The sequence below is a fragment of the Corynebacterium sp. KPL2838 genome (genome assembly GCF_040225455.1).
GTDB lineage: Bacteria > Actinomycetota > Actinomycetes > Mycobacteriales > Mycobacteriaceae > Corynebacterium > Corynebacterium rhinophilum.
On record NZ_JBEHFT010000010.1, the window covers coordinates 1 to 21,832 of the forward strand.

General features: G+C 57.9%; 19 protein-coding genes. 13 read left to right on the plus strand and 6 right to left on the minus strand.

Translation table 11 applies throughout. The annotated features are described in order from the left end of the window. Window positions 1–306 precede the first annotated feature (306 nt). On the plus strand, window positions 307–690 hold the full coding sequence (locus ABRP98_RS04965; RefSeq protein ID WP_349857827.1) for a hypothetical protein: 384 nt from the start codon (window positions 307–309) through the stop codon (window positions 688–690). Between the two features lie 304 nt (window positions 691–994). Continuing rightward, window positions 995–1,876 (plus strand): LAPAL motif-containing putative phage structural protein, encoded by an 882-nt coding sequence (locus tag ABRP98_RS04970; RefSeq protein ID WP_349857828.1) that lies wholly within the window; start codon window positions 995–997, stop codon window positions 1,874–1,876. A gap of 495 nt (window positions 1,877–2,371) precedes the next feature. Here the strand turns inward: ABRP98_RS04970 and ABRP98_RS04975 are convergent, their stop codons facing one another. The 4 genes from ABRP98_RS04975 to ABRP98_RS04990 form a co-directional block, all read right to left on the minus strand. Next, window positions 2,372–4,561: a YhgE/Pip domain-containing protein gene (locus tag ABRP98_RS04975; RefSeq protein ID WP_349857830.1), complete on the minus strand. Its 2,190-nt coding sequence runs from the start codon at window positions 4,559–4,561 to the stop codon at window positions 2,372–2,374. Beyond that, window positions 4,558–7,230, minus strand: a complete 2,673-nt coding sequence (locus ABRP98_RS04980; protein WP_349857832.1) for a YhgE/Pip family protein — start codon at window positions 7,228–7,230, stop codon at window positions 4,558–4,560. Before ABRP98_RS04980 ends, ABRP98_RS04975 begins: the two co-directional genes overlap by 4 nt. Before the next feature lie 233 nt (window positions 7,231–7,463). Then, window positions 7,464–7,757, minus strand: a complete 294-nt coding sequence (locus tag ABRP98_RS04985) for a hypothetical protein (protein WP_284770527.1) — start codon at window positions 7,755–7,757, stop codon at window positions 7,464–7,466. Between the two features lie 216 nt (window positions 7,758–7,973). Continuing rightward, window positions 7,974–8,657, minus strand: a complete 684-nt coding sequence (locus ABRP98_RS04990) for an IclR family transcriptional regulator (RefSeq protein ID WP_349857834.1) — start codon at window positions 8,655–8,657, stop codon at window positions 7,974–7,976. A gap of 52 nt (window positions 8,658–8,709) precedes the next feature. Between ABRP98_RS04990 and leuC the strand changes: the two genes are divergently transcribed. From leuC to ABRP98_RS05005, 3 genes are all read left to right on the plus strand, one after another. Next, window positions 8,710–10,131: a 3-isopropylmalate dehydratase large subunit gene (leuC, locus tag ABRP98_RS04995; RefSeq protein ID WP_349857835.1), complete on the plus strand. Its 1,422-nt coding sequence runs from the start codon at window positions 8,710–8,712 to the stop codon at window positions 10,129–10,131. 22 nt (window positions 10,132–10,153) lie between these two features. Further along, a complete protein-coding gene (leuD, locus tag ABRP98_RS05000; protein ID WP_349857836.1) occupies window positions 10,154–10,744 on the plus strand; it encodes a 3-isopropylmalate dehydratase small subunit in 591 nt (196 codons plus the stop codon). A gap of 138 nt (window positions 10,745–10,882) precedes the next feature. Further along, window positions 10,883–11,671, plus strand: coding sequence for a hypothetical protein (locus ABRP98_RS05005; RefSeq protein ID WP_349857837.1), 789 nt, complete (start codon window positions 10,883–10,885; stop codon window positions 11,669–11,671). Window positions 11,672–11,700: 29 nt separating this feature from the next. Here the strand turns inward: ABRP98_RS05005 and ABRP98_RS05010 are convergent, their stop codons facing one another. Beyond that, on the minus strand, window positions 11,701–12,699 hold the full coding sequence (locus ABRP98_RS05010; RefSeq protein ID WP_349857838.1) for an NUDIX hydrolase: 999 nt from the start codon (window positions 12,697–12,699) through the stop codon (window positions 11,701–11,703). Between the two features lie 150 nt (window positions 12,700–12,849). Here ABRP98_RS05010 and ABRP98_RS05015 point away from each other — a divergent pair, with 150 nt between their 5' ends. Together ABRP98_RS05015 and ABRP98_RS05020 are read left to right on the plus strand one after the other, a co-directional pair. Further along, window positions 12,850–13,848 carry an NAD(P)H-dependent glycerol-3-phosphate dehydrogenase gene (locus ABRP98_RS05015; RefSeq protein WP_349857839.1) on the plus strand — a complete coding sequence of 333 codons (999 nt, stop codon included), beginning with the start codon at window positions 12,850–12,852 and terminating at the stop codon, window positions 13,846–13,848. Between the two features lie 22 nt (window positions 13,849–13,870). Continuing rightward, window positions 13,871–14,938: a D-alanine--D-alanine ligase family protein gene (locus ABRP98_RS05020; RefSeq protein ID WP_349857840.1), complete on the plus strand. Its 1,068-nt coding sequence runs from the start codon at window positions 13,871–13,873 to the stop codon at window positions 14,936–14,938. Between the two features lie 42 nt (window positions 14,939–14,980). On the opposite strand, the gene ABRP98_RS05025 is transcribed toward ABRP98_RS05020, so the two are convergent. Then, window positions 14,981–15,880 (minus strand): DUF3515 domain-containing protein, encoded by a 900-nt coding sequence (locus ABRP98_RS05025; RefSeq protein WP_349857842.1) that lies wholly within the window; start codon window positions 15,878–15,880, stop codon window positions 14,981–14,983. Between ABRP98_RS05025 and ABRP98_RS05030 the strand changes: the two genes are divergently transcribed. The 6 genes from ABRP98_RS05030 to rsmD are packed head-to-tail and all read left to right on the plus strand — an operon-like array spanning window position 15,828 to window position 21,830. Then, window positions 15,828–16,865: a thiamine-phosphate kinase gene (locus ABRP98_RS05030; RefSeq protein ID WP_349857844.1), complete on the plus strand. Its 1,038-nt coding sequence runs from the start codon at window positions 15,828–15,830 to the stop codon at window positions 16,863–16,865. The two genes, ABRP98_RS05025 and ABRP98_RS05030, sit on opposite strands and share 53 nt — an antisense overlap. Before the next feature lie 2 nt (window positions 16,866–16,867). Continuing rightward, window positions 16,868–17,506, plus strand: coding sequence for a uracil-DNA glycosylase (locus ABRP98_RS05035; protein ID WP_349857846.1), 639 nt, complete (start codon window positions 16,868–16,870; stop codon window positions 17,504–17,506). A gap of 10 nt (window positions 17,507–17,516) precedes the next feature. Further along, on the plus strand, window positions 17,517–18,869 hold the full coding sequence (locus ABRP98_RS05040) for a DAK2 domain-containing protein (RefSeq protein ID WP_349857848.1): 1,353 nt from the start codon (window positions 17,517–17,519) through the stop codon (window positions 18,867–18,869). 2 nt (window positions 18,870–18,871) lie between these two features. Continuing rightward, entirely contained in the window at window positions 18,872–21,004 is a 2,133-nt protein-coding gene (locus ABRP98_RS05045) for an ATP-dependent DNA helicase RecG (RefSeq protein ID WP_349857850.1), read from the plus strand. Between the two features lie 19 nt (window positions 21,005–21,023). Continuing rightward, window positions 21,024–21,236: a biotin/lipoyl-containing protein gene (locus ABRP98_RS05050; RefSeq protein WP_284628432.1), complete on the plus strand. Its 213-nt coding sequence runs from the start codon at window positions 21,024–21,026 to the stop codon at window positions 21,234–21,236. Next, window positions 21,237–21,830: a 16S rRNA (guanine(966)-N(2))-methyltransferase RsmD gene (gene rsmD, locus ABRP98_RS05055; protein ID WP_284770513.1), complete on the plus strand. Its 594-nt coding sequence runs from the start codon at window positions 21,237–21,239 to the stop codon at window positions 21,828–21,830. It abuts the gene before it with no gap. Window positions 21,831–21,832 lie beyond the last annotated feature (2 nt).

A 21,832-nucleotide genomic window follows, 5' to 3' on the forward strand; every position in this document is an offset into this window, starting at 1 on the left:
ATACCGAAGCCAGCGACTAGTTCCACTGCTCCTGAAAAAGAAAAGCAAAAGGAACGCAGACAAACATAACCTGCCCCTGCACAGGGGCAGAGTTACGAATCCTGGGCTCCTTCAAGCGGAACTGCTAACAACGTAATGGGGACTCCGAACTCGGAGGTTCATGGCTCAGACCATGAACATTCCTGGCCTGACCTTCTAATCTCAGCCGTTGACACCAATCCCGCTCCGTTGACTCGACGGAGCGGGGTTCGCTGATCCTGCTCCCATCCGGCATACTCATTCCTCTCCCTACGAGACTGGAGCATCATGACTGACTCCCTATTCACATCAGATGGCTACTGGATCATTGGAGTCGAAACCAAAGCCGCAATCCCACAATCCGATTTCCCACCCGACATCGTGGCGATGATTGATCTGCTCACAGCTCGGCGATACTGGCCTTACCTCCCTCACGTGGACCTTGACTTGATGGAGCAACACCATCCAGGAGCCAAGGAACTTATCACTGACTTGAAGCGCGCTTTGCACAACGAGTGGGACATGCTCAGCGGCTGGACGGGGCTGTATGAATCCGGTCAAGCCCAGCGAATCGTAGCGCGGGTAACAGCCGAGGTCGAGGATAAGGAGCTCGCTTTTTGCAGCGGCATCATCGAGGACCTGTTGCTGTGGGCCATGAACGATGAGCGGTAAGCGATGGAAGGCCGCAAGGTGCTCAAAGAGCATGGGGTGCAAAGCCCCGACGCCTTGTTGACGCTCCCGTACGACCCAGCTGGGCTTGCTGACTGCGAACTGGAATTGTGGCGATCGGAACTGCGGCGTAACTAACTGCATTGGCTGATTCAGAATGCTGTGGCAGCGGTGCGGGAGGGGGATAGGTTGCCGGCATGGCAGGTGACGAGGTTCGCGGCGGTAAGGGAGTGGCTGACGGGCTTGATTGATCATGAATAATTGTGCGCCCAGCTCGGCCCAAGCGTGCACCCGTTAATATAGTTCCATGTCTGAAGAGTCTTTCCTGCTGAAGTACGACGGCGCACGTCTACAGTCCGAGCCGATGTCGGTCGCAGAGATCGGTCCCGTCTTCCTGGCGTTGGACGAACTCGTTAAGGCTATCTACCGCAACGTCGATCCACTGTCCGCTGAAGTGCCTGAGCTGGAGATCGTCGGAGTCGAGCAAGGCTCGTATTCGGTCTTCTTTGATGTTGGAAGTCAGGCTCTCGATGGGGTTCTGAACTGGGCCTCGGACTCGAAAGTCAACACTGCACTCACCCTTGGGGGTGGTGTTGTGACTGTCAAAGAAATCATCGGCTGGGTCATGAAGGCACTGTCAAACAAAGCCGCGATGCAGGAGCAAACAGAAGTTCCCTATCCAGATCTTCGTGAGAACTTGCAACTTGAAAGGCTAACTGATGCGCTTTTAGCAAAGTCTCGGGGGCGCAAAAATGTTGCAGCGATCGTAAAGCCGACTCTCGAACCAGGGATTGAAGCAGTCGAACTGGCCGGCTCTCGCAGCGTTGAAGTGCACATCAACGAAGAGGAGGGACGGAGAATGGTCAACTACGCGGAGACGCTTCCAGAGCCAACAGTTCAAGTTGCGACCGTCTCGGCTCGCTTTGCCACTGCAAATCTCATTGAGCCTCTTAAGCGCAAATGGCGGATTGAGACTGAAGAGTTTGGAACGATATCCATTCGTCTGCTTGACGAAGAGTTTGCAGCTCTCGTTAGCTCGGGCGAAGCGAACCTTGCGCGGTCGTACGACATGCGGATCCGTGTAGAGACTCAGGTCGGACCGGACGATGAAGAGAAGTCGAGCTATGAGCTGTTGACCGTATATACAGACGATGGTGAAACTGGCGAACAGATGGAGTTGGAACTTTAGACTGTGAGCGAAGTGACTCGTGGATTAGTTCGCATCCTCGCTGGGTGAGAACGCCGAGGTAGTTGTCTTGCCGTGGTGCACACCCCGGAATTCTGTGGTGCAGGGGTATTAGCAGGTCAGGGGTTCAGGCTGGTGGGGGAGTTTCGTGAAAGTGCCATATTTTGGCTGCGAGCTTCACCGCTCGCAGCCTTTTTCTTTTGCCATTTTCTTCCTGCATCTCTAGAGGCCAGGAGAAGTTGATCAAGCGGCGTTTAAACGGCTCTCGCTGCACCGCATTGAACATCCGTTGGTGAGAAGTGTGGTGGGCCAGGAGGGGCATCGGAAAGCGCCTGCTGTAGCTGCAGACCGACCTTCGCGCTCACTGGCTATGCGAAAGGTGGCGCGGGTTGTGCTCCCCGTGAGCGCCAAGGGAAGGGGGGATGGGCCTGTCACTACAAAAACAACGCCCAGAGAGCCTCTCAGGCTGCACTGGGCGTTGTTTGAAGGTGGGGAAGGCTATGCCATGACCTTTGTCTTCTTAATCGCCTTCTGGAGGCGCTTGTGGTAGTTATCCATGGCGGGGCGCAAGAACAGGCCGAGGATAAGCGCCGGGATAGCGAAGAGAAGGAGCATGCCGAGCTCCCGGAGGATGTCGGCCTCGTAAATGCCGGCGATGGCGCTGCGGAACGCGTCGATGCCGTAGGTGGCCGGCAGCCATGGACTGACATTTTGGAACCACTCCGGAAGAAGTGGCAGAGGATAGGCGCCGCCGGAACCGGAGACTTGGACAACCAAGAGCAGAACCGCGAGGGCCTTGCCCGCGCTATCGAATGTGATAACCAGTGAATATATTATCAACATAAACACCAGTGAGATTATCCACGAGGCAAAGAGCATCATGAATGGGTGCTCGGGCTCGATCTCCACGAAGAAAATCAGGCTGAGGACGGCGAAGGTGGCTTGGGCGATGCCGATGAGACCAAAGGTAAGGAAGCGGCCCAAGAAGACTTGGTTCCTAGTGAAGTGATCCTTCTTGTCGAGCTCTTCGTTCTTCTTCAAGTACTTGCGCTCGGCGTTGGTGTGCACCAGCACGCAGGCGAGCAGGGCGCCTACCCACAGCGAAAGCGTGAGGTAGAACGGCGTCATACCAACACCGAAAGAAGCAACATCGTAGATGGGCTGGCGGTCCACATTGACCGGCGAAGCGATCCGAGAGGCCAGAAGCTCGGGGTCATCGCCAATGAGATCGGCGAGCTGACTTAGGTCACCGCCGTCGCGGATCTCATCGATCTTTTGGCTGAGTTCGCCAAAGCGACCCGCCTGATGCTGCAAGGTACCGGATAGACTTGCGGTTAGATCGCGCGCCCGCACGAGGGCATCGTTGTCATTAGAGATGGTATTGCGGATGCCTGCGATATCGCGCTTGACCGCATCAACATCGTTGGCAACCGTGCCCACGCTATCTCCCAGAGCCGCTAGCTGTGGCTTCAGATTGGAATTATAGGAGTTACGAGCGTTTTCGACGGCCTGCTTGGCGCTGGCAATCGCAGCTTGCGTTTGTTGCTTGGACTCCTGGGAATTCCCGCCGTTTTCGATGTTATCGGCCGTAGAAGTCAAAGAATCGTGCAACGCATTGCTCTGGGCGATGCTGGCATCCAGCTGCCCCATCACGGCCGCATAACCTGCCGCTACAGGGCCTGGAAGATCGACCTTATCGGCTTCCTTCTGGATACTGTCCTTTACGCCCTGGAAGGCTGCGGTCTGCTGTCCCACGCGGTCCGCGGCAGTGCGGAAGGTTTGGGCGGTCTGCGCGGAGGTGGCGCTAGCATTGTTCAGCAATTCCTCGATTTGTGAGGATAGGACCTCGTAGCTCTGCGTCGTCGCGGCGAGGGACGCATCCAAGGAACCAGTGGACTCATCCAGCGTGGACTTTAAGATATCAATGGGCGACTCGCCGTTGTCATTGGTGGTACTGGAGGCCTGGTTTCCCGCTTCATTCAGGATGTTATTGGCTGCCTGGGTGAGCGGAATGGTGGAATCTACCAGGTTACTCAGCGCCATGACCGTGCCAGAGGCTGCATCGAGGCGCGACTGTACGGTATTGACTCGGTTGTGAACGTTATTCAGCGCGGCCTGGGTATCGCCCTCATCAAGGTACTGGTCCAGCGAGGAAATGACGCCAAGGCCCACATTGGACACAACGCGGGTAAAGGACTCGTCGATCTTCTCAATCACACCGGTAGCGCTGCGTTGGGTAATCGTGGTCGACAGCGCGTTCTTCTTCTCATTGGTATAGAGATTAAGTTTGCTTGGCTCGGTGCCTTCCACGTAGAAGGTGAGGAGGTTGGAGCTGAAATCCTTGGGCAAGACGATGCCAGCGTAGTACTCACCGGACTTGGTGCCCTCTACGGCATCATCGCTATTGGTAAGAACCCAGTTGATTTCGTCATTGCGGCTGAGCTGGGATAAAACTTCATCGCCTAAATTGAGCTTGAGCGAAGCAAGGTCGCTTTGGTGGCCCTCATCCTCACTGGCGACGGCGATTTTGAGTTGTTTGGTATTGGCAAATGGGTCCCAGCTGGCGAGCACGTTAAAGGTGGTAAATAGCAGCGGGATAATGGCGAGGCCGAAAATGATGACGGCGGTCATTACGTTGCCACGGATGGCCTTGAGGTCATCGCGGAGAATGGTCAGGATATTGTTCATGACTTATCTCCCTTTCCGGATTCTTCGCCGTCGACGGCGGGCTTATCTGTGGTATCGCCCTGCGATTGTGGGGTAGAAGATATTTCCGCGTGCTTATCTGACTGGACATCTTCTAGCCGATACTGATTGGGGTTTTGGCGTTGATGCTCTAGGTGCTGCTGGATTTCTTCATCGCTGAGATCCGCCAGGCGGTTATCGTGCGCAATACTTTGTTTTACGTATTCCAGCGAACAAATGACCGCGACCGCAATCAGCGCAACGAGGCACGCAATGCCGAAAAGGATCGCCTTCTGGTCCGGCATGAATCGGGAGCAAATCACGAGCGCGAGCACCAAGGCTACTCCGATGGCGATCGTGAGCTTCATCAACTGAGAATAATTCTTCCGAGCGGTCATCCACTTGGTATCCAAGCTCTTTTGGTATCCCTCGCGGTCCGCGGAGGCATACAGAAGATCGGTGAAGCGGTAGCGGCTGCCAATCAGGTGGACCTGTTCGTTGATAACGAGCCCGCCCTTGGCCAGCTCGTCATTGACCAGCATGGTGACGTCGGACAACCCGCGCCTTAAGAGGGTGCCCATGAGGTAGGCAACAACCGCCATGCCAGTCAGCGCGGCGATATCGCGGATGTAATGGGTGCCGTAGAATCCGCCCACCGTCTCGCGCATGGCATCGATGCCGTAAGTAAAGGGCAAGAAGGGATGGACGGCGCGGAAGAAGTCAGGCGTCATCTCGATGGGATACAGGCCCGATGCGCCGGGAATCTGAATGAAGGCCAAGACCACCGCTATGCCGCGGCCCACGTGGCCGAATGTTGAGACGAGGCCATAGGTAATGCTGAGGTAGCACAGGCTGATAAATACAGAGGTAAGGACATAAGCGGTGGCGCTGACGTGCTCAACGCCGATGACTAAGTTACCGATGGAAACGATAAGTGCCTGCGCAATGGCGAAAAAGCCGAGGAGCAAGAAGCGCGAGAAGTACGCCTTATTGATGGTTAGATCCCGGCGGCCCTGCGGGTCAACCTCGGCGCGGAAAATGATCAGGAGCATGAAGGCACCGATCCACAGCGTGAGGTTGATAAACAGCGAGGACATGCCGGAGCCGTAGTGCGTGACAGGGAAGACTGCATGGCTTTCCATCTCTGCGGGCGAGGAGAGGAAGGAAGACACGTGGTCTGTATCAAGACCGTTGACGGACTTCAGCACGGTGTTGTTATTAGCTGTGTTGCTCAAGGCAATAACATCGGTGCGTGCGGAACGAAGACCTTCCTCAACGCGATCCAGATCAACCGAGAAGCGCTTTACCACTTCTTGGGCGTGGGTCAACTGCTCGTCGACGCCCCCGAGAAGCCCGTCCGTTTGCCCAACCAGAGCCTTTTGGCTGTTGAGCGAGGCAGATAGGCGCCCGGCGGTAGCGGAAACATTAGAAAGTGCGGAATTCAGCTTAGGTAGGCCGTTGGCCACGTCATCGCGCAGTCCGTGGGAATCATCGCGGGCCTGGGAGGCCATGGAATTGAGCAATTCCGAGGTCTTATTCAGCGAATCAAGGGTGGCGTTGGTATCGCTATTAAGGGAATCCAGCTCTCCTAATACCGCGCGGTTTTGATTGTTGCGGTCACGCAGATCAGAAACCGACTGGTTGATCTGCTGCGATATCTCTGGGGGAAGGGCTGGCAGGGCAGCGACACCGGCTAATTGGTCGATGGCTTTATCAGCCTGACCGAGGATGCCTTGGGCGCCATCGGTGGCGGCATCGACGCGGTTGAGTGCGCCGTTTAACCGGCCGGTGACAGAGCCGATATTGGCATTGGCGTTTGCGGTGCCATCGGCAAGCGCAGTCGTGCCTTGGATATAGGCGGCGGTGGCATCATCGGCGAAGGAAGTAACTTCCTTTTGCACCTCGTCGGTCAAGGAGGTGACCTGATTTAATGCCTGCTGCGCGTCATCAATCGTGGTCTGCACGGAGCCTAGCGCCGTGCGCGCCTGTGCGATGGTGGGACGAGCATCATCGATAGTGGCGTTGACATCCGCCAGGGAATTGCGCGAATTAGCCACAGTATCGGCGGTCTCTGAGAAGGAATTCGCGGTATTGCCCGCGGTACTATTGATCCTATCGCTGAGGTCGCCGCCAGAGTTTCTCAACTCGGTGGAAACCGATTTCGCGACGTTTTCATTAAAGGTCGCGCTAATCGTGGTTTCGAGGGTAGAAGAACCAGTGTCAGTGACCTTGGGGGCGATGGCATTGATTTTTTCATTGACCTGATACTCCAAGGTGGGCTGAGCGTACGTGCCTTGGAACAGGCTGACAAAGTCGGAAGAAAAATCCTCCGGCACGATGATGGATGCAAAAACATCGCCGGATTTCACGGCGTGCTCGGCTTCGCCGCGGTCCATAAACTGCCAGCCGAGCTTGTCGTTGTTGTGCAGCTTTTCCATCATCTGCCCGCCGACGTCAATATCGCCGGTGAGATCTGACGAGGCACCCTTGTCCTCGTTCACCACGGCTACCTTGAGGTGCTCGGTATTGCCGTAAGGATCCCAAAAACCGGAGACGTTGACCCAAGAATATAAGGCAGGGGTAACCATCAATCCGATGAGAATTACCCAGACTTGCGGCGTCCGCCACAGGCGGACGAAGTCTTGGAGAAAAAGCTTCCAACTAGTAATCACTCGAAAGACCGTAGCACCGAAACGGTGTTAACTAATAGTCAAGCAGGCAGTTTCCGTGAAATTGACAGCTTCGTCACCCCTGGGCCATCGCGCACCGCACATGAATGTGGCTAGGGTTAATAAAAGGTTAACTCACGCCGGTCCATTGCATAGAAAAGCGCCGCGATAATCCATGCATCTCAGCGGTGGATTATCGCGGCGTTAGGGCGCTGCAGGGCGCTTACTGGCGAGACTTAGTGCTCGTCGTAGTGGTCACCGTGAGCGGCGTGGCGGTGACCGTCGTGGATGTAGTCAACGTGGTCGCCGTGGGGGACAGCAACGTGGCCGCAACCCTCGCCGTGGGTGTGGTCGCTGTGCGTTTCGGCCTCAATGTGCTCGTTTGTCTCGCACTCGTCCCAGTGGCCTTCGTGCTCGCGGTGGATGTGGCCATCGTGTACGAAGTCGGTGTGATCCTCGTGCGGGAAAGCGACGTGGCCGCAGCCTTCGCCGTGGGTGTGCTCGTGTTCAGTGTGGGTAGCGTGAGTCATAATCATGAATCCTTTCTGTGCCTTAGGTCAAGGAGTGACCTTCTCGTTTTCACTCTGTTTTCATTAAATCATGTTTTCAGTTCGGTTTCAATAGCGCGCCGGAAATTTTCGATATTTTTTCAATAGGCCATGACGGGGTCGGGTATGCAGGGGTAAGACGCGATAAAAGCCCTGGGCCGGTGGGGGGTCCAGGGCATTGGTGGGGTGTTGGGGAAGCTAGAGCAGCTCTGAAAGTTCTTGGGCAGCGGAGGTGAGCAGGTGGGCGTATTTCTTGGCGGGCGAGGGGCGAAAGCGCTCAGCAGAACCGGAGATAGATAGCGCTGCGCGAAAAACGCCGGAAGAATCGAAGACGGGAGCGGAAATGGAGGCTAGGCCCGCTTCGCGTTCTTCGATGGATTCTGCATAGCCTTGGCGGCGGGCGGCTTCTATATCGGCGGCGCTGAATTGCGCGGCGTCGAGGGGGGAGTCTACGAAGCCGGCGATGATGCGTGCTGCAGAGCCGGAGGTTAGTGGCAGTTGTCGCCCCACCGGAACCACGTTGTGTAGGCCGGACTTGGGTTCGCGGGTGGCAATGCAGGTGCGGGTGGTTCCCGTGAATTCATAGAGCTGAATGGACTCACCGGTACGGTTGAGGAGTTGGTCCATGATGGGGCCTGCGACTTCTAAGATGTGGTCGCGGTTGCCGGGAAGCGCGGGACCGGCCTTCCACTTTCCTTCAGGGGTACGCACGAGGATGCGGTGTGCCTCTAATGCGGTGGCTAGCCTGTGTGTCGTTGCTCGAGGTAGTCCCGTGGTTTCGCATAACTCATTAAGGGTCGATGGATGGTTTGCGGCGGCCATCATGATGGCCATTGCACGATCTAGTACCTTAATGCCGGAAACTGCGCTATACTCTCCCATATAATGAAATCTACGTCCCAAATTATGAGATTTCAAGTGTGGAGTGATGTTTATGAACCAGAAGCTGACCTTGGCAGAAAAAGTATGGCGTGACCACGTTGTCCAGCAGGGCGACGCGGGCGCACCAGACCTTATCTATATTGACTTTCAACTTTTGCACGAAGTTACCAGCCCGCAGGCCTTCGATGGGCTGCGCTTGCAAGGTCGCACAATGCGACACCCAGAATTGCACCTGGCCACCGAGGACCACAACGTGCCGACGGAGGGTATTAAATCCGGCAACCTCTTAGAGATTAAAGATGAGGTATCGCGCACCCAGGTTTCTACCCTGCGCAAGAACTGCGAAGAATTTGGCGTGCGGTTGCACTCAATGGGTGATGAGCAGCAAGGCATCGTGCACACCGTTGGCCCACAGCTGGGCATTACCCAGCCCGGCATGACTATTGTGTGCGGCGATTCGCATACCTCGACCCACGGTGCATTCGGCTCCATTGCCATGGGCATTGGTACCTCGGAGGTAGAGCACGTCATGGCCACCCAGACGCTATCTTTGAAGCCATTTAAGACGATGGCCATCGAAGTCACCGGCGAATTGCAGGAAGGCGTCTCCGCAAAGGACCTTATTCTGGCCATCATCGCCAAGATTGGCTCCGGCGGCGGCCAAGGCTACATCATCGAATATCGCGGTGAAGCTATCCGCAAGATGTCCATGGAGGCCCGCATGACCATCTGCAATATGTCCATCGAGGCCGGTGCGCGTGCCGGTATGGTCGCACCCGATGAAACGACGTTTGAGTACGTCAAGGGTCGCGAGTTCGCCCCAAAGGGCGTCGACTGGGATAAAGCGGTGGATTACTGGAAGACGCTGCCTACTGACGATGGCGCCGAATTCGATCGCGTCGTAGAAATCGACGGATCAGCCCTGACGCCATTCGTCACGTGGGGAACGAACCCGGGCCAAGGCTTGCCGCTGGGCGAAACCGTACCGGATCCGGAAGACTGCGGCGATGATAATTCCAAGGCCACGGTGAAAAAAGCCTTGGAGTACATGGACCTGCAACCAGGAACCCCACTGCGCGATATCAAGATCGATACCGTCTTCGTAGGATCGTGCACCAATGCCCGCATCGAGGACCTGCGCGCTGCAGCTGAGGTGGTCAAGGGCCGCACCATCGACGCCAATACGCGCATGATCGTGGTTCCTTCCTCCGCGGTGGTCAAGGCTGATGCAGAAAAGGAGGGCCTTGACCAGATTTTCCAGGAATTCGGTGCAGAGTGGCGCACGGCGGGTTGTTCCATGTGCCTGGGCATGAACCCTGACCAACTGAAGCCAGGGGAGCGGTCTGCGTCCACATCCAACCGTAACTTTGAAGGCCGACAGGGCCCTGGCGGGCGAACCCACCTCGTTTCCCCACAGGTTGCCGCCGCTACCGCCGTCACTGGATACCTGTCCAGCCCGGCTGACCTGAAATAAGCACGCGAGAAAGGTTGAAATAATGGAGAAATTTATCACCCATACCGGCACGGGAGTCCCGCTGCGGGCGTCCAACGTGGATACTGACCAAATCATTCCCGCGCGCTACCTCAAATCGGTCCAGCGCACAGGCTTTGCGGAAGGCCTGTTTTCCAACTGGCGCTCTGATTCCACCTTCGTACTTAACCAAGAGCAGTTCAAAGACAGCTCCGTCCTCTTTGCCGGTCGCGACTTCGGTACCGGTTCCTCCCGAGAGCACGCAGTTTGGGCCCTGCGCGAATACGGCTTCAAGGCTGTCTTCTCCTCCCGCTTTGCGGATATCTTCCGGGGCAACTCAGGAAAGTCTGGTCTGCTTACTGGGCTGATGGAACAAGAAGACATCGAGCTTATTTGGAAGCAGTTGGAAGCCGGGGAAACCCACGTCACGGTCGATCTGGAGGCACGCACCGTTCAGGTTGGTGAAAACACCTACTCATTCGACATTGATGACTACACGCGCTGGCGCCTGATGGAAGGCCTCGATGACATCGGCATCACTTTGCGCAATGAAGAGGCCATCACGAGTTTCGAGAACTCTCGCGCCAGCTTCAAGCCCGCGGTGCACGCGGAATAATCCAGCAGGTGCGCCCCACACTTTGGCGGGGGCGCACACCACCGCACCCGTGAACTGGGGTAGCGGTGGGGCAATGGACGAGTGACAAATATCAGCGGCGAAAGCGTAAAGCCGGGTTTATCCATTATGCTCTGCGGTATGACTTCGCCTTATTCTGGGTCACGCGACCATGATGGATACAATCACTACTCCCAACAGCCCCACTCAGGTGGGCAACCAGGGAATTTTAGTGAGCCATCCGCTACAGGCGGCATCGATGCCGTCAGCATTTTTGGCGATAGTTTCCGCTATTTCGGCCGCAATTGGGCGCAGTGGCTTTTTGCCCCACTCGTGCAAATGGTCGTCCTTTTTGTTGCATACCTCATCATCGCCGTAGGCTTTGCCGCCGGTGGCGGCTCCATTTCCATCGAGGCGGCGACCGAGGGAGCCGCCTTGGACGGTTCCCTCGGCGTACTGGGCCTGCTATTACTCGCCCTCGCGGTAGTAGCTTTGTTAATTGTCTGTCTGTGGGCAACTGCAATCTGGTGCCAAGCCGCTAATAAGCAGGTCAATGGCCAGGATTTGATGTTCGGGGATTTCTTCACGTTCAAAGGCATGGGCGGCATCATGCTGGCTTACCTCGTCACCAGCGTGGTCATCGGTATCGGCTTCGTTCTGCTGGTAATTCCCGGACTTTTCGCCCTGTTCTTCTGGTGGTGGGTCCCAGCCGTCAAGGCAGCACGCCCTGATTTAGGCCTAGGGGCCTGCTTTAAGCTTTCCACGGAGATCGCAAAGAGGAACATCGGTACCACCTTGCTGGTCGGTATCGCGCTCATCATTCTCCACATGGCGCTAGGCTCAACCGTGGTGGGCTTCGTCGTGCTGCCGGGGCTCATGGCCTTAGCCCCTATCCTTTTCGTGCGCCGCAATCTCGGCATGCGCGGCTAAGGGCTAGGGGCTCGCGCGGCTCAAGCTATCTAGCGCACCGGCAGGGGGCTGGGAAGATAATCGGCGCCGGTTAATTCACCGTTATTGAAGGACAAGACCCACACCGAGGCCTTTTTAAACTTCAATTCCTCCTGCGGCTTCTTGAGGAATTGCGGCGCTAAATCCTCGATGATGCCGGGGATGGTTTGTCCTTGGCTGATAATGACCGGTACCCCGCCGTCTTCTACAACGCGGCGGAAAGCCTTCTTGGCGGCCGCCGGGTTCTTTTCCCACGCCTCGTCGCCAAAGTCTTTATTAATGGCAATTTCTTTACCCAGTTCATCGGCAAGCGGCGCGGCGGTTTGCTGGCACCGATGCGGGCGAGCGGAATAGATCGCGGTGGGATGGAAGGCGCCCAGCATGGGCACGAGCATTTCTGCTTGGCGGCGGCCCTTCTTATCCAAAGGCCGCAGGTTGTCATCGCCCTCCCACTTCTTTCGGTCATGGGCGTGGGCGTGGCGCACATACAATACCCGCGTTGTGGGGGCCAACTGCAAACGCTTTTGTGCCTTGGCGACGACGTCGGCGTCAACGTCATAAGACAAAAGCTGTTGTGCCTGGTCAATGGGAACCCAGCGCAGCTCATCGGTCTCATCATTGGGCGTGTACGTGCCGCTGAGGTAGAACGCCGCCCAGTAATAGACCACCTTGGTGCGCCCCTGCACGGGGTAGGTGACCTTGCCAATCAACTTGCCCAAGCGCACGTGGAAGCCAGTTTCTTCCTCGATTTCACGCGCCGCGGTGGTAGGCAGGGATTCGCCTGGGTCCACCTTTCCTTTGGGCAGGGACCAATCGTCGTAATGCGGGCGGTGGATGAGTGCGATTTCAGGGTTCGCGGCGTCGCCCCGCCAAACTACCGCGCCGGCGGCAAGGGTAGTGCGGGGAAATTCTTTGGCGGGATCCACCGGAATTTCTTGGTGCCGGCCGGAAATGAATTTTTCGGACTTTTTATCTTTATCGGTCTCGTGCATCTTCTTCGCGCTCGGCATAGCTTTTCGTGCCTTTCTTCGGTGAGTTAAAAATCGGCATTAACCTCATGATCATTGTTCCACGCGGGAGATCCCTGCCGCATCCTTGCCACGCCCAGAGTGATAAATGCCTTAAGGTGGAAATAATAGGAATAACGTTTGGAGGAAGCCATGGTAAATGTAGCGGTGATGGGTGCCGGTTCCTGGGGCACCACCCTGGCCAAGGTATTCGCGGACGCAGGAAATGATGTCACCCTGTGGGCGCGACGGACCGAGCTGGCGGACGCGATCAATAAAACGCACACCAACCCGGATTATTTGCCGGATATTCACCTTCCCGCGGCGCTGCGCGCCACACACGACGAAGCAGAGGCGCTTTCCGGCGCGGATATCGTGGTCTTCGGCGTGCCATCGCAGTCTCTGCGCGCCAACGTGGAACGGTGGGCGCCCGCATTGCCTGAGGATTCCACGCTGGTTTCCATTTCCAAGGGCGTAGAGACCAGCACGCTAAAGCGCATGAGTGAAGTTATCGTGGACACGGCAGGCGTGGACCCACAGCGAGTAGCGGTGCTTTCTGGACCCAACCTGGCTAAAGAAGTAGCGCAGGGGCAGGTTGCGGCTACGGTCATCGCCTGCACTGACGAAGAGCGCGCCAAGGCAGTACAGGCGGCCATCGCCGCACCCTACTTGCGGCCCTACACAAATACCGATGTCATCGGCGCTGAAATCGGTGGTGCTTGCAAAAACGTCATCGCCTTGGCCTGCGGCATGGCCTCAGGCAAGGGGCTGGGCAATAACACCATGGCCACGATGATCACTCGCGGCCTAGCGGAAATTACCCGCCTTGGCACGGCATTGGGCGCAGAGCCTTTCACCTTTTCGGGCTTGGCAGGTCTGGGTGATTTGGTGGCCACGTGTAACTCCACGCTCTCGCGCAATAGAACCTTCGGTTATCGCCTCGGTCAAGGTGGTAGCCTTGAAGAAGCGAAGGCGGCCACCAATGGCCAAGTGGCAGAGGGTGTGTTTTCTTCGGATTCCATCTTCCGCCTGGCCCAGCAGGCTGGGGTAGAGATGCCCATTACGGAAGCCGTCTACGGAGTATGCCATCAGGGCATGGCGGTAGACGATATGATCATTGCCCTTATGGGTCGCTCCAAGAAGTCGGAGTAGCAGAAAGGTAAAATCATCGCCCATGACTGAAAAGACCCGCGTGGCCGTCCTTTACGGTGGCCGCAGTACCGAGCACTCCGTGTCCTGCGTATCCGCAGGCGCAATCATGAAGCATCTCGACCCGGAAAAATTCGAGGTGGTGCCCATCGGCATTACGCGCGAGGGCACGTGGACGCCGGGCGATACCGAGGGCTTAGAAATCGTCGATGGCGTCATGCCTGAGGTCAGGCGCGGCACGGAATTGGCGCTTTCTGCGGATCCTTCGCGCAAGGGCGAAATCCGCACGATTAGTGATGGATCGCTGTATGCCCACGTTGACGTTATTTTTCCTATTCTCCATGGACCTTATGGCGAGGACGGCACCATGCAGGGGCTTTTTGAGCTCTCCGGCATCCCTTATGTGGGCCCTGGTGTATTGGCGTCCTCGGTGGGAATGGACAAGGAATTTACTAAGAAGATTCTATCCGCAGCGGGCCTGCCGGTGGCACCAGAGGTTATTGTCCACGGACGCACGGAATTAACCGCAGAGGAAAAAGACAGCCTCGGCCTGCCGGTCTTCGTCAAACCCGCCCGCGGGGGCTCTTCAATTGGAGTATCCAAGGTGAGCGACTGGGCAGATTTCCCAGAAGCTGTACGCATTGCCTTGGAAGACGATGACAAGATTTTGGTCGAGCCAGAGATCGTCGGCCGCGAGGTGGAAGTCGGCGTCCTGCAATACCCAGATGGAGAGCTGATTGCCTCGGTGCCGGCCCTGCTCAAGGGCATAGATGACTCCGATGAGGGTTTCTATGGCTTTGAGACCAAGTACCTAGATGACGTGGTCACGGCCCAGATTCCCGCGCCTTTCCCAGAAGAACTCACGGCGCAATTGCGCGAAATGGCGATTCGGGCCTTTAGGGCGCTCAACTGCGCGGGCCTTTCCCGCGTGGATTTCTTCGTCACCGAAGAAGGGCTGTACATCAATGAGGTAAACACCCTGCCGGGATTTACGCCGATTTCCATGTACCCGCAGGTGTTGGCGGCCTCTGGCGTGGATTATCCCACGCTGCTTGAGGTCCTCATTGCCCGCGCCCAAGCCCGCACCGCGTAAGCCCGTACCGCGTAACGTCGCGGTACGGCAGGCACGCTGGTTTTACCTTTCTGGAATGTGCTCCGCGGTGATATCGCTGAGGGCCACCAATGCTGCCTGCGCGGAATCCTGCGGGGCGTGCAGCGCCAGGTAATTCTCGCGGCCTAGCGCAAACCAGGTTCCCGCAGTCGTGCCTTGCGCCAAGGTCGTATCCTCAAACCAGGCAATATCGTTGACCTGCTGGAGCTGCACGCCCGCCTCGTAGTTTTCTGGCTGGGCGACGCCACAGCGCGCGACGATATCCTCGTACCCCTCAGAGCTCCACACGTAGGTGTCCTTATCGTCAACCTCGCGGCGGTGGTAGCCATCCGCAATCTCGTCCGGCAGCGCCTTTTCTACTGCGGTGCAGCGGTCATTTTTTGCCGGTTTCAGATTGCGCAATGGGGCAGGGTGGGTCTCCGCTGGCTTATTTTCCAAGGTGGCAACGGCCTCATTGAGGTCCTGCGGTTCTTCGTCATTAAAGGTCGTTACCGCCACGACGGGAAAGCGCTGGGTCGAGTACCAGGTAGAGAGGTTGGAGCCAGAGGTCGCATCCTTGACCTTGAACCACTGTTCACCGTCGATATCTTGCGTGGTGGAGTAATCGGTGTACTGGAAAGGCATGGCAACACCGCAGCGCGCCGTCACCTTTTCTTGGGAACTGGCGGCCCAGGCGGCAACGGCAGCGGGGACGGGTTCTGCAATATCGGCGCGGGGTTGGCCCATGGCTTCATCGGGAAGCGCATGCACAAAGTCCGTGCATGCCTGCGAATCGGCCTCCGGGGAATCGACCGGGGAGACCGCCACGGGGGCCTTGGCTGTGTTTGTGAATACGTATTTCGCGCCGAAAAGGACCGCTAAAACCATCACTATGGACAATCCAAGTGAAATGAAGATCGCGGTGCGGTTAAATTGGGATGTCATAGGGGCTCATTTTATCGAAAGGATGCCGGTGAACTTAAGTCAGACTCTCGCAGACGTGGGGGAGCAGGCGGTGATTCGAGAAATTACCGCGGCTGCCCCCAGCAGCTTGAATGGCGATGATGCTGCTGTGCTTTTCGGGGCACCGCCTAATTCACGCACGGTAGCCTCTACCGATCTGATGGTAGATGGCCGGCACTTCTTGCGGGAATGGTCCACCCCGCGCGAAATTGGCAAAAAGGCTATCCTGCGCAACTTCGCCGATATCGAAGCCATGGGCGCGCGCCCAGTGGCGGCCCTTCTAGCCATCGCAGCACCGGGTGATACGCCGGTGAGTTTTGTCAGGGGTGTGGCCAGGGGCATCGCCGAGCATTGCTCTTTCTACAACGCTGAGCTGGTGGGCGGAGATATTACGAAATCAGACCTGCTGGTCATCAACATCACCGCCATTGGCTTTTTGGGCGGCAGCCGGGCCGCATTGACCCTTGATGCGGCGCGCGCGGGCCAGAAGGTCGTGGCCCACGGAGCGATTGGCCACGCCGCGGCCGGCTTGTCCTTGCTGCAGCGCTTTGGCCGCGACCTGCCTGCAGAGCATGCGGATTTATACCCGCTTATTGATGCCCAATGCGCCCCGTGGCTCAGCCCCGGCCGCGGAGTTATCGCCCGCGCCGCCGAGGTTACGGCTATGACCGATAATTCCGATGGCCTCATCCAAGACTGTGGGACCATGGCGCAGCGCTCTGGTGTACACATTGATTTGGATGCCGATGCCATCCAGCCCGATCCACTCCTGCACGCCGCGGCCGCCGTCCTCGATTGCGATCCGTGGGAGTGGATCCTTACCGGCGGCGAGGACCATACCCTGATCGGAACTACCGCAAAGCAAGCGCCTTCAGGTTTCCGGGAAATCGGTACCGTCTCGCGCGGCAGCGGCGTTACGGTGGATGGTAAACAACCCCGTTTTGCAGAAGGGTGGGCAGGATTTTAGATATGCATCCGACCTATCATCCCTCGTGGGAACCGGTTCTCGCGCCGGTGCTGGAGCGCCACTGGCCACGGATTTCTCAGGCGCTGGACGGACAGGATTACCTGCCACAGGCTGAAGACGTATGCAGGGCATTCCAGATGCCGCTTGATGATGTCCGCGTGCTCATCGTTGGCCAAGACCCCTATCCCACCCCAGGCCACGCGATGGGGATGGCCTTTTCCACCAAGCCGGGGGTCAAGCCCCCGAGGTCCTTGGCCAATATTTACCGCGAGCTTTATGACGATGTGGGCGTTCGCGGGCGCGAAGACGGTGATTTGAGCGCCTGGGCCGACCAAGGAGTACTGCTTCTAAACAGGGTGCTGACCGTGGCGCCAGGACAGGCGGGGTCGCACCGGCGCATTGGCTGGGAAGAGGTGACCGAGGCTGTCATTCGCGCCCTTAACCGCACCCCAATGGTCGCCATTTTATGGGGCCGCGATGCCCAAACCTGCGAGCGCTTCCTCCCCGATGTTCCCTGCATTACCTCCCCGCACCCTTCGCCGCTTTCAGCCAGCCGCGGGTTCTTTGGTTCCCGCCCATTTTCCCGGGCAAACGCCCATTTGCGGGACCAAGGCGCGCGGGAGATAGCGTGGGACTTGTAAACTATTGCGCATGTCATACCCCAGCACGCTGGACGCTCACGGATTGCGCAATTGGGCGCACCGCGCTGTAGGCGAGCTTTCCCACCGGCGCGCCGAAATCAATGCGCTCAACGTCTTCCCAGTGCCGGATTCAGATACCGGCTCGAATATGGCGCACACCATGGAAGCCGCCGTCGCCGAGGTGGAAAAGGGTGGCGGTGACGTTGCGGCCGCGCTTGCGATGGGCGCCGTGCGCGGGGCGCGGGGAAATTCCGGGATGGTACTCTCGCAGGTCCTGCGCGGGGTTGCAGAGGCCACCGTGGATTCCACCATCGATGGCGCCATCTTTGCAGCTTCGCTTATGCATGCGGTAGAGCTCGTGGACCGCGCGATTGCGGAACCGGTGGAAGGAACGGTTATTACCGTACTGCGATGCGCCGCAGAAACAGCGGAAAGCACCGCGCGGCAACCCGATTCCAGTTTTCACGGCGTCGTATCGGAGACGATTTTGGCTGCCCGCACGGCGCTAGCGGAAACACCCTCGCAGCTGCCAGAACTGCGTGCAGCTGGGGTGGTAGATGCGGGCGGTGCCGGACTGGTCATCCTTTTAGAAACCCTCCTTTCAGAAATCGAGGGCACGGCCAGCCACGCACCCGAATCCGTGCCGGAGACCGTCACCGAACTTGAGGTGGTCTTCTTTTTTCAAGGCGATAGCGCGGCGCTGAAGGAGAAGATTGCTCCCTTGGGCACGAGCTTGGTCATCGCGCAAGCAGGCGACGATAGCGCCTCGATCCACATCCATTCCACCCAAGCCGGCAAGGTCATCGAAACCGCCTTTGCCGCAGGATCTGTCAGCAACCTGCGCCTTGAGGCACTTCCGGAAGCCCCTGCCCAGCGAGAAAACACTGGCGGCGGTCATACGCGCACCGTCTACGCTGCGGTGCCCGCCGGCCCCATGGCTGAGCTGGTGCAGTCCGCTGGGGTTACGGTGGTCGAACCAGGAGAAAAAATCCAGGCGGCGGGCGAGGACATCGTTTTATCCAGCGGGTTAGAAGAACACGCAACTGCGGCGCATACGGTGGAGATTTCTTCCCTTGCGGCGGGGCTAGCCGCCATCTCCGTCTATGAGCCGGATAATGCGGATACCGCCGCGGTCGTAGAATCCATGCGCGATGCGGCGCAGTCGATGCGGGTGGCGCACCCGGCAGAAGAATCTGAAGTAGCCATCGCGCAGATGTGCCGCCAGCTGCTTGCGGCGGGCGGGGAACAGGTTACGGTCATTAGCCCGCTTAACATCTCGCAAGAAGAATTGGCGGCGGAGCTCGGCGTCGATGTGGTGGCCTTGCAGGTGCCGGATATTCCCACCGAGATTGGGGTGGAATAGCGATGCTTGGCTGGCAGGATGACCGCCCTCTGACCGAGGTACTGGATAAAAAAGACGCCACGAAGATCACCAAAGCGTTGGGATATAAGACCTGCGGGGAACTCTTAGCGCACTATCCGCGCGATTACATTCGCCATAATCAAGACGTGGGGCTTGGCGATGCCGCCGAGGGCGATATCGTCACCGTCACCGGAACCGTAACGGGAATAACAACCCGCGATACGGGCAAGACGACTATCATCAACGTCCAACTCGATGGCCATATCATCGCCACGTTCTTTAACGCCATGTACGTCTTGCGCATGCTCCACCGCGGGCAGCGGGTGATGATGAGCGGGAAATTAAAATACTTCCGTCAACAGCCCCAGCTACAGCAGCCGGATTTCGTAGAAATCGATGCCTTCGGGCGCCCAGACGGGGAACTCGCCGCCTACCGCGAACAGGCGCCAGCGACGGGAAAGAAAAAGCCGCAGAAGGCAACCGGATCCCTGCGCAACCTGTCCCAATTCGGCCGACTCGATAAATTATTGCTCGAGAGGGAATGGATCCCGGTATATCCCGCCACGGCAAAGATCACCTCGTGGTACCTCATGGGGGCCATCCACTACGTGCTCTCGCACACCCCAACCATCCGGGAACCTTTAGATCAGCAGATGATTATCAGCCTGGACCAAGCGGTGCGCGAAATCCATGAGCCCGGCGCGGCTGGCCCACAGCGCGCGATCCAGCGCCTCAAGTACAACGAGGCGCTCTCCATTGGCTTGGTCATGGCGCTGCGCCAACGCGATGCGCATGCGCACACGGCGCCGACGATGCCCGCTATTTTGGGCGGCTTCCGCGAAGAGTTATTGACCCACCTGCCCTTTGAGCTCACGCAAGGCCAGCGCAGGGTCATCACTGAGATCGACGATGACCTGTCTGGCTCCTTACCCATGATGCGCCTGTTGCAGGGCGAGGTGGGCTCGGGAAAAACGATGGTCGCCACCTGCGCCATGCTGCAGGCCATCGATGCTGGGAGCCAGGCGGCGCTGCTTGCTCCCACCGAGGTTTTGGCCTCCCAGCACGCGGCGTCTATCGGCGCGTCGGTGCCAGAAGGCGTCAAGGTTGTGCTCTTAACCGGCTCCATGCGGACCGCCGAGAAGCGCCAAGCCCTCCTGGATATCGTCTCGGGTGAGGCGAATATTGTCATCGGCACGCATGCCATCATTCAAGAATCGGTTGAGTTCTTCGATTTGGGGTTGGTGATCGTGGACGAGCAGCACCGCTTTGGCGTCGAGCAACGCGATAGCCTGCGCTCTAAGACGCGCGAGGGGATAAGTCCCCACGTCTTGGTCATGACGGCAACCCCCATCCCGCGTACCATCGCCATGACGATTTTCGGTGATCTCGCGGTATCGACGCTCGCTGAGCTGCCCGGCGGGAGAAAGCCGATCCAGTCCGCAGTGGTGGCGGAATGGCGGCCCATATGGGTGGCGCGGGCGCTCGAGCGCATTCGCGAGGAAGTGGCGCATGGCCACCAGGCCTATATCGTCTGCCCGCGCATCGAAGGCGAGGGCGGCGTGCTTGAGCTGGCGGAACAGCTTGCTGCTGGGCCGTTTAAGGGGCTGCGGGTAGATATCTTGCACGGCAAGATGCCGAATAAGGATGAGGTCATGACCTCTTTTGCCCGGGGTGAAATCGATATCTTGGTATCCACCACGGTCATCGAGGTGGGCGTCGATGTGCCCAACGCCACGGTCATGCTCATCCGCGAGGCAGAGAATTTCGGCGTGTCCCAGCTGCACCAACTGCGCGGGCGCGTAGGGCGCGGCGGGAACGCATCGATTTGTCTGATGCATACGAAAGCGGAGGATAATTCGGCCTCGTATCGGCGCATAACCCAGATTGCCCAGACTTCATCTGGGTTTGACCTTGCGGAATTAGACCTTCGGCAACGCCACGAAGGCGATATCCTGGGTGCGGTGCAATCTGGTACGCACCGGACACTGCGGCTGCTCAACCTTGCAGATGACCAAGATATTGTCGAGCGCACTCACGCGGATGCGTATGCCATGGTCCAGCGCAATCCCCAGTTGGCCGAAGAGCTGACGCGGAATTTGAGCCAAAGCGAGCAGGAATACTTGGAGAAAAACTAAGAGGGGATAGGCTATAGGTATGAAAATCTACGCCCCCTTCGCGGGCATCGTTCGCTGCCATGTCGACGTAGGCGAGAAAATTAACACTGGTCAAGAGCTAGCTACCGTTGAGGCGACGAAGCTGGAATCGCCCGTCGTGTCCCCAGGCCCGGGGACGATTTCTCGCATAGCGGTGGCAGACTTTAGCGATGTTATTGGCGGGGACTTAATTATGGAGATTGGAGAGGCGTAAATGACGCGGATTATTGCAGGCGAAGCGCGGGGGCGGACTATCAAAGTTCCAGCGGAGGGAACGCGCCCGACCGCTGATCGCGCAAGGGAAGGCCTGTTTTCTTCGTTGAATGCCCGTTGGGGATTCCCAGGCTCCAAGGTGCTTGACCTATTCGCTGGATCCGGCGCCTTGGGGTTGGAAGCATTAAGCCGTGGGGCAGACGAGGCAGTGCTGGTGGAGTCCAACCCTGCGGCGGTGTCCATCATCAAGCACAACATAGGCGTGGTGAAGCATCCCGGTGCTCGCGTGGAGGAAAGGAAAGTATCTACGTACCTGGCCAGCGCCCCGCGCGGCTACTTCGACATGGTTTTAGCGGATCCGCCTTATGCGTTTGACGATGTCGCGGGGCTCATCGCCGCAATAGAGCCAGCGCTGACTGATAGCGCGATGGTGGTCATCGAACGCCACGTCGAATCGCCCGAGACCGACTGGCCAGAAGGGTTTGTGCCGACGGGGCAGAAATTAAAGAAGCGTACCTTCGGCATCGCGCGTATGGATATGGCAGTCTATACCCGTCCCGGTACCGACGATGCCGATGACACCTTAGATAACTAGAG

Bases quoted from the DNA above. Each gene is read 5' to 3' on its own strand.
- ABRP98_RS04965 (WP_349857827.1), top strand. From the start codon at position 307: ATGACTGACTCCCTATTCACATCAGATGGCTACTGGATCATTGGAGTC.
- ABRP98_RS04970 (WP_349857828.1), top strand. From the start codon at position 995: ATGTCTGAAGAGTCTTTCCTGCTGAAGTACGACGGCGCACGTCTACAG.
- ABRP98_RS04975 (WP_349857830.1), bottom strand. From the start codon at position 4,561: ATGAACAATATCCTGACCATTCTCCGCGATGACCTCAAGGCCATCCGT.
- ABRP98_RS04985 (WP_284770527.1), bottom strand. From the start codon at position 7,757: ATGACTCACGCTACCCACACTGAACACGAGCACACCCACGGCGAAGGC.
- ABRP98_RS04990 (WP_349857834.1), bottom strand. From the start codon at position 8,657: ATGGGAGAGTATAGCGCAGTTTCCGGCATTAAGGTACTAGATCGTGCA.
- leuC (WP_349857835.1), top strand. From the start codon at position 8,710: ATGAACCAGAAGCTGACCTTGGCAGAAAAAGTATGGCGTGACCACGTT.
- leuD (WP_349857836.1), top strand. From the start codon at position 10,154: ATGGAGAAATTTATCACCCATACCGGCACGGGAGTCCCGCTGCGGGCG.
- ABRP98_RS05005 (WP_349857837.1), top strand. From the start codon at position 10,883: ATGACTTCGCCTTATTCTGGGTCACGCGACCATGATGGATACAATCAC.
- ABRP98_RS05010 (WP_349857838.1), bottom strand. From the start codon at position 12,699: ATGCCGAGCGCGAAGAAGATGCACGAGACCGATAAAGATAAAAAGTCC.
- ABRP98_RS05015 (WP_349857839.1), top strand. From the start codon at position 12,850: ATGGTAAATGTAGCGGTGATGGGTGCCGGTTCCTGGGGCACCACCCTG.
- ABRP98_RS05020 (WP_349857840.1), top strand. From the start codon at position 13,871: ATGACTGAAAAGACCCGCGTGGCCGTCCTTTACGGTGGCCGCAGTACC.
- ABRP98_RS05030 (WP_349857844.1), top strand. From the start codon at position 15,828: ATGGACAATCCAAGTGAAATGAAGATCGCGGTGCGGTTAAATTGGGAT.
- ABRP98_RS05025 (WP_349857842.1), bottom strand. From the start codon at position 15,880: ATGACATCCCAATTTAACCGCACCGCGATCTTCATTTCACTTGGATTG.
- ABRP98_RS05035 (WP_349857846.1), top strand. From the start codon at position 16,868: ATGCATCCGACCTATCATCCCTCGTGGGAACCGGTTCTCGCGCCGGTG.
- ABRP98_RS05040 (WP_349857848.1), top strand. From the start codon at position 17,517: ATGTCATACCCCAGCACGCTGGACGCTCACGGATTGCGCAATTGGGCG.
- ABRP98_RS05045 (WP_349857850.1), top strand. From the start codon at position 18,872: ATGCTTGGCTGGCAGGATGACCGCCCTCTGACCGAGGTACTGGATAAA.
- ABRP98_RS05050 (WP_284628432.1), top strand. From the start codon at position 21,024: ATGAAAATCTACGCCCCCTTCGCGGGCATCGTTCGCTGCCATGTCGAC.
- rsmD (WP_284770513.1), top strand. From the start codon at position 21,237: ATGACGCGGATTATTGCAGGCGAAGCGCGGGGGCGGACTATCAAAGTT.